This is a genomic window from Hominenteromicrobium sp., assembly GCF_046974225.1.
In the GTDB taxonomy this organism is placed as follows: domain Bacteria; phylum Bacillota; class Clostridia; order Oscillospirales; family Acutalibacteraceae; genus Hominenteromicrobium; species Hominenteromicrobium mulieris.
This window is the reverse complement of sequence record NZ_JBKWAE010000003.1, coordinates 214,129-220,128: the sequence shown is the minus strand read 5'-3', so window position 1 is coordinate 220,128 and position 6,000 is coordinate 214,129. Positions and strand designations below refer to the sequence as shown.

At 54.6% G+C, this 6,000-nt stretch carries 6 protein-coding genes; 4 read left to right on the top strand and 2 right to left on the bottom strand.

Going from position 1 to position 6,000, the window contains the following annotated elements; all coding sequences use genetic code 11:
• The 4 genes from ACLTX1_RS04005 to ACLTX1_RS03990 all read left to right on the top strand — a co-directional run.
• A partial coding sequence (locus ACLTX1_RS04005; protein ID WP_412284250.1) for a hypothetical protein occupies window positions 1–215 on the top strand: 215 nt, incomplete at its 5' end.
• 355 nt (window positions 216–570) lie between these two features.
• Entirely contained in the window at window positions 571–1,683 is a 1,113-nt protein-coding gene (gene ftsZ / locus ACLTX1_RS04000; protein WP_316523160.1) for a cell division protein FtsZ, read from the top strand.
• Window positions 1,684–1,760: 77 nt separating this feature from the next.
• The gene (locus tag ACLTX1_RS03995) at window positions 1,761–2,153 is read left to right on the top strand and encodes a VOC family protein (protein WP_412264245.1); all 393 of its coding nucleotides are present in this window, start codon (window positions 1,761–1,763) and stop codon (window positions 2,151–2,153) included.
• Window positions 2,154–2,263: 110 nt separating this feature from the next.
• Window positions 2,264–3,424, top strand: coding sequence for a cation diffusion facilitator family transporter (locus ACLTX1_RS03990; protein ID WP_412330505.1), 1,161 nt, complete (start codon window positions 2,264–2,266; stop codon window positions 3,422–3,424).
• 73 nt (window positions 3,425–3,497) lie between these two features.
• On the opposite strand, the gene pepD is transcribed toward ACLTX1_RS03990, so the two are convergent.
• A complete protein-coding gene (pepD, locus tag ACLTX1_RS03985) occupies window positions 3,498–4,940 on the bottom strand; it encodes a beta-Ala-His dipeptidase (RefSeq protein ID WP_308448535.1) in 1,443 nt (480 codons plus the stop codon).
• 20 nt (window positions 4,941–4,960) lie between these two features.
• A complete protein-coding gene (locus tag ACLTX1_RS03980) occupies window positions 4,961–5,830 on the bottom strand; it encodes a glycosyltransferase (RefSeq protein ID WP_176819800.1) in 870 nt (289 codons plus the stop codon).
• Window positions 5,831–6,000 lie beyond the last annotated feature (170 nt).

Below are 6,000 nucleotides of genomic sequence, written 5' to 3'. Positions count from 1 at the left end.
ACGGCTCAGACAGCACCGCAAACGGCGACGGGGAGAACGGCGATACTGCCAATCCCACGGGTGATGCCGCAGGCCGCACGGACGGCTCAGACAGCACCGCAAACGGCGACGGGGAGAACGGCGATACTGCCAATCCAACGGGTGATACCGACGGCATCACGGACCCCGCAGCAGACGACAGCGGTGACAACACAGGCGACGCCGAAAACGTGTAAAATTTGGAAGCGTTCCCCTGTTTTTCACAAGTTTTTCGGGTAATTTGAACAGCCCCGGTACCATAGATTTCCCGAAAACCGCTGTAAAGTAAAAATATTTGCAAAGGCCCACTTTTTTGCCGCTTTCATCTTGAATTTTGGCGGGAAAAGTGATAAATTATAGTGTATGAAGCTATGTAAAGCTGAAAGACTGTAAAGAACTGTAAAGGTATGGCCCTTTATGGGACGCTATCCGGCGGATTTGATCGAAGCTCGAGAGAAAACCGTTTTGAATCCGGAGGCGGCGTGATGAATGAAAATCCCGGATCCGTGCGGATCGTTAACGGTTAAAGACCAAATCAAGGAGGAACATAAAATGCCGTTTGAAATTGATAACATGCTTGAAGAGACCCCCCAGACCATTAAGGTCGTTGGTGTAGGCGGCGGCGGCGGAAACGCCGTAAACCGCATGGCAGATGCCGGCGTGCAGCACGTCGAGCTCGTCTGCATGAATACAGACCGTCAGGCACTGTCCCGCTCGCAGGCCAAGACCCGCGTGCAGATCGGTGAAAAGAATACACAGGGCAGAGGCGCAGGCTCCAAGCCGGAGGTTGGCGCAAAGGCTGCCGAGGAGAGCCGCGAGCTGATCGCAGCTACCCTCAAGGGCGCAGACATGGTCTTCGTCACCGCCGGTATGGGCGGCGGCACCGGCACAGGTGCAGCACCGGTCGTTGCAGAGATTGCAAAGGATATGGGTGCCCTCACCGTCGGCATCGTCACAAAGCCGTTCGCTTTTGAAGGCAAGCGCCGTATGGATCAGGCAGAAAAGGGCATTGCAGAGCTGCGCAAGCACGTCGATTCCCTCGTTGTCATCCCGAACGAAAGACTGAAGCTCGTCAGCGAGCAGCGCATTACGCTTGCAAACGCATTCAGCATCGCCGATGACGTTCTCCGTCAGGGCGTACAGAGCATTTCCGACCTCATCCAGATCCCGGGCATCGTCAACCTCGACTTCGAGGATGTCAAGTCCATCATGCAGGATGCAGGCTATGCACACATGGGTGTCGGCCGTGCGGCAGGCAAGGACAAGGCAGAGCAGGCAGCTGTTGCGGCTATCTCCAGTCCGCTGCTTGAGACCGCTATCGCAGGCGCTAAGGGCGTCATCATCAACATCAAGTCCTCTCCGGACATCGCCCTCGACGAGATCGATGTCGCGTCTCAGCTCATCACCGAGCGCGCAAGCGAGGATGCAAACATCATTTGGGGTGCTGCATTCGACGAGACGATGGAAGACGAGATGATGGTCACCGTTATCGCGACCGGCTTCGACGGCATGAACGGCGAAAAGACCCAGAAGCCCGCAGCCCCGGCTATCAGCGATGCAGACCTTTTCGGCAACCCGTCTGCGCCGAGCACCGGCAGCACAACTTCCGCGAAGAGCGACGATGATACCTTCTCCGACATCATGTCCATCTTCAACAGAAAGTAATTTAGAATTACAAATCAAGCAGGGTATCGGTCTCGATACCCTGTCTTTATAAAATGTACTTTTGGGAGGAAAACAAAATGAGCTTGATCAAAGGCATTCACCACGTGGCACTGCGTCCGACGTATGCGCAGTTTGAAAAAGCAAAAACGTTCTATCTTGACCTGCTCGGCCTCAAGGTCGTGCGCCGGTGGGGCGACGAAAAATACCCCTGCATGATGATCTCCACCGGGGACAACAGCTGCATCGAAGTGCTGCCCGTCCCGGAAGAGAACGATGTGCCGCCGGAAGGCAAGTTTGCCCATCTCGCGCTCGCAACAGATGATACCGACGGTTGTGTCGCCCGTGTCCGTGAAGCCGGCTACGAGATCACCATCGAACCGAAAGATGTAGAGCTTTCCGACATCACCGCGCGCATTGCGTTCTGCACCGGCCCCTGCGGCGAAATCGTCGAGTTCTTTGATCAGAAGTAAGCCGATTTACAAAATTAAATCACCCAAAAGCAGAGTTTGAGGAGCTTTCCTCAAGCTCTGCTTGCATATTCGGCGGGTTTTCAGCCGCTAACCAAAAGGAGATTTTCGTTATGACCGATCTCATTTTGCGAATCTTTGTCCGCGATCATAAAAATACCGAGGATCCTGCCGTGCGCGACAAATGCGGCCGCGTGGCGGGTGCCGTCGGTATCGTCACAAATTTTCTGCTTTTTTTGATGAAGATTATCGTCGGCACGGTTTTTCACAGTGTTTCCGTCACGGCCGATGCCGTCAATAACCTCACAGATTCCGGCTCGTCCGTCGTCACGCTCATCGGCTTTAAAATGGCAAGTAAGCCGGCGGATGAAAAGCACCCGTTCGGCCACGCGCGCATCGAGTATCTTTCGGGCGTCATCGTCTCGTTCATCGTCATTTTCCTCGGGCTTCAGCTCGGCATGTCGTCCATTGAGAAAATCATCACGCCGGAGGAAAACGCCCTCACGCCCGTCGCCCTCGTTGTGCTCGTCATTTCCATTCTGGCAAAGCTCTGGCAGTGCCTCTTTTACCGCAAGGTCGGCCGCATGATCAAATCCGAGTCCGTCGAAGCCACGTCCAAGGACAGCCGCAACGATGTCATCGCCACAAGCGTCGTGCTGCTCGGCGCCGTCATTACCATGCTCACCGGCGTGAATTTGGACGGCTACATGGGCGCGGCGGTTGCGCTGTTCATCGTGTTCTCCGGCGTGCAGCTTACAATCAGCACCGCAGATCCTCTCCTCGGCCAAGCGCCGGAGGGAGAACTCGTACAGACCATTACCGAGAAAATGCTCTCGTATCCCGGCATCATCGGCATGCATGACCTTGCTGTGCACAACTACGGCGTGGGCCGCTGTTTTGCCTCTGCCCATTGTGAGGTCGATGCCAAAAACGACATTCTCGTCAGCCACGATCTCATCGATAACATCGAGCGTGATTTCAGCCGTGACCTCTGTATCCACATGGTCATTCACCTTGACCCCGTTATCGTCGGCGATGCCCGCACCGATGCGCTGCACCGCAAAGTGCAGTCGCTCGTCACCGCGCTGTACCCCACCGTCACCATTCACGATTTCCGCGTCATCTGGGGCGTTACGCACAGTAATATCGTGTTCGACGCAGCCGTGCCGTTTTCGGTGAAGGACAGCGACGCCGTCATCACCCAAAAGTTAGAGGCCGAAATTCAAAAGCTCGACCCCGATTATCGCACCGTTGTCACCATAGACCGCAGATAAGTAAAGCACGCCGGTTCCCGAAATTCATCGGAAAGGGGCGTGCTTTTTAATATTTATATCAAATTATAAATATTTATTTCAACCTGCCAAGCAGCGTTTTGAGGAAATCATACACGCGGTCAAACGATTTTAGATTCATGTATTCGTCTGTCGTGTGGCAGTTTTCGCCGATGGGCGCGAACATCACAATGTCCAGCCCCTCCATGCGCGGCAGTAAAGAGCAGCATTCAAGTCCGCCCGGGCACGCCGTCTCCATCATCTCGTGGCCGTACACTTCTTTCATCAGGTCGGCCGTCATGCGGCGCATGTAGGAGTTCGGCTGGTATTCCCAGGAGTCATAGCGCAGGCTCGTCTCAAGCGTGAAGCCGCAGAGTTCAGCCAAGCGCTTCACGCGGCCGAGCACACTGTTTTTAAAGCTGCGGCTCGCCGCACGGTCGGACATCACCAGTTCAAATGCGCCGCCGTTTAACGATACCGTGCCCACGTTGTTCGTCGCCGTCATCTCCTCGCCCGCGGTCCGGATTGCCACCGTGTTCGAGGGCATCAGGTAGATCAAATCGACAATCGCCTGCGTATCGGCATCCGAAAGCATCTCGTTCGCCGCCGCATCGCGGATTTCAAGCGTCAAATTCTGCTTGCCGTCCTGCAATTCGCGGTCGATTTTCTCAAGCTCGCCGTTTAAAATCGCCTTCACAGTGTCCGGTTCGTCGCAGAGGATCACCGTTTTCGTCTCCACCGGCGCATAGTTTTCCGCTTCGCCGCCCGCCATGGTGGAAAGTCGGTACACCGCACCGTTTTCGGAAAGCGCATTAAGCAAACGCGCCGTGATCTTAATCGCATTGAACTGCTCCGGGTGCACCATTGCGCCGGAGTGCACCGGCTGCACGCCGGAAACCGTCAGCATGAGGGCCGCGCCCTTTGCAGGCTCCGTCTCGCACGTTTTCGTCAGTTTCATCAGGTCGCTCGTAAAGCAGGAAACACAGCTTGTGTATTCCACCGTCTCGCCCATCACGTCAAGGCCGATCATTCTTCTGGATTTCAGCTTGCCCGCGTCCAGCGCGTCCACGCCGTTGCAGCCGTTTTCCTCCTGCACCGTAAAGACGAGCTCCAGCGGCGGGTGGGGGAAATCCTCCTCCATCACAGCCAGCATGTACGCCACGCCGTAACCGTCGTCCGCGCCGAGCGTCGTGTCCTTCGCGCGGATGTCGCCCTTGTCGTCGACATAAATCTCAATGGGGTCATGCGAAAAATCATGCGTGCTCTCGGGTGTTTTCACGCATACCATGTCCATGTGCCCCTCCAGCATCACGACAGGCGCGTCTTCGTACCCTTTAGAAGCCGGCTTGCGCACGATGACATTCCAAAATTTGTCCTGCTCGTAGTTTAAACCGAGCTTTTCCGCAACGGAACACACGTAGTCGCTTACGGCTTTTTCTTCGGTTGAGGGGTGCGGAATGCCGCAGATTGCCTCAAAATATTTCTGGTTCGGTTTTGTTTGGTCGAGTACGAATGCCATGTTAAACGTCCTTTCCGCGCTCACGCCTCCGAAGAGGAGATGAGATATTTGAAAATCTGCAGCTTGTTTTCTTCGTACAGCCCAAGCTGCTCGTATAATTCCTTGTAGTAGCTGAAAAGCGCCGTGCGCGCCGTAATCGCCGTGCGCACCTTCGTCAGATGCACCGCGCTGCCGGGGTTGTCGTAGTAGTTGTAGATTGGCGCGGTCAGCGCAAAAAACCGTTCTGCATAGCGTATGTACGTCAAATTAAAATACAGGTCTTCGCTCCACGTCATTTCCTCGCTGCACCGCACGTCCGTGTGTGCGCGCACCAAATCGGCGCGGTAAAGCTTGTTCCACATCACGCCGTAGTAAAAGCTCGCCGGCTCCTGCATTAGCCCGCAGGCGAATTCCTCCTTTGTCATAAAGCCCATCGGCAGAAAGCCGAATGTCTGGAATTTCGCCAGCTGCTCCGTCAGCTGCTTCTTTTTATTCGGCAAAAGCGGGTCAAGCTTCGCTTCCTTTTTCGGCTTGTACGGCACAATGCGGTTATACGCCGCAATGACGAGATCGGCGTTGTTATCCTCCGCACGCTGAACGAGGAGTTCTGTCGCAAACGGCTCCAGTGTGTCGTCCGCGTCCACAAACTGCAAATATTTGCCTCGCGCCATGCGCATGCCGAGGTTCCGCGTCGCCGAAACGCCGGAGTTTTCCTTATCAATCAAAACGATGCGCGCGTCTGCCTTCGAGAGCATCTCGCACACCGGGTAGCTCACGTCCTTAGAGCCGTCGTTCAAAAGCAATATTTCAAGATTTTCATACGTCTGCCGCCGAATGCTCTCCACGCAGCGCACAATGTTGTTCTGCGCGTTGTAGATCGGCACGATCACGCTGACAAGCGGTTTCTGCATCAAAATACTTCCTTTCCTGCATCATGCTCCGTTTTTCCCTATTTTACCGCAGAAGGTTCCGGAAGAAAAGACTTTTTGAACATTCTACTTGCAAATCCGGTAAACACACCAAATTGACCAGTGCAAAATTAGCCAAAACGCATATTGACTTAAAGCAAACTTTTAATGTT

Coding starts and splice junctions, on each gene's coding strand:
- ACLTX1_RS03990 (WP_412330505.1), top strand. CDS start 2,264: ATGACCGATCTCATTTTGCGAATCTTTGTCCGCGATCATAAAAATACC.
- ftsZ (WP_316523160.1), top strand. CDS start 571: ATGCCGTTTGAAATTGATAACATGCTTGAAGAGACCCCCCAGACCATT.
- ACLTX1_RS03995 (WP_412264245.1), top strand. CDS start 1,761: ATGAGCTTGATCAAAGGCATTCACCACGTGGCACTGCGTCCGACGTAT.
- pepD (WP_308448535.1), bottom strand. CDS start 4,940: ATGGCATTCGTACTCGACCAAACAAAACCGAACCAGAAATATTTTGAG.
- ACLTX1_RS03980 (WP_176819800.1), bottom strand. CDS start 5,830: ATGCAGAAACCGCTTGTCAGCGTGATCGTGCCGATCTACAACGCGCAG.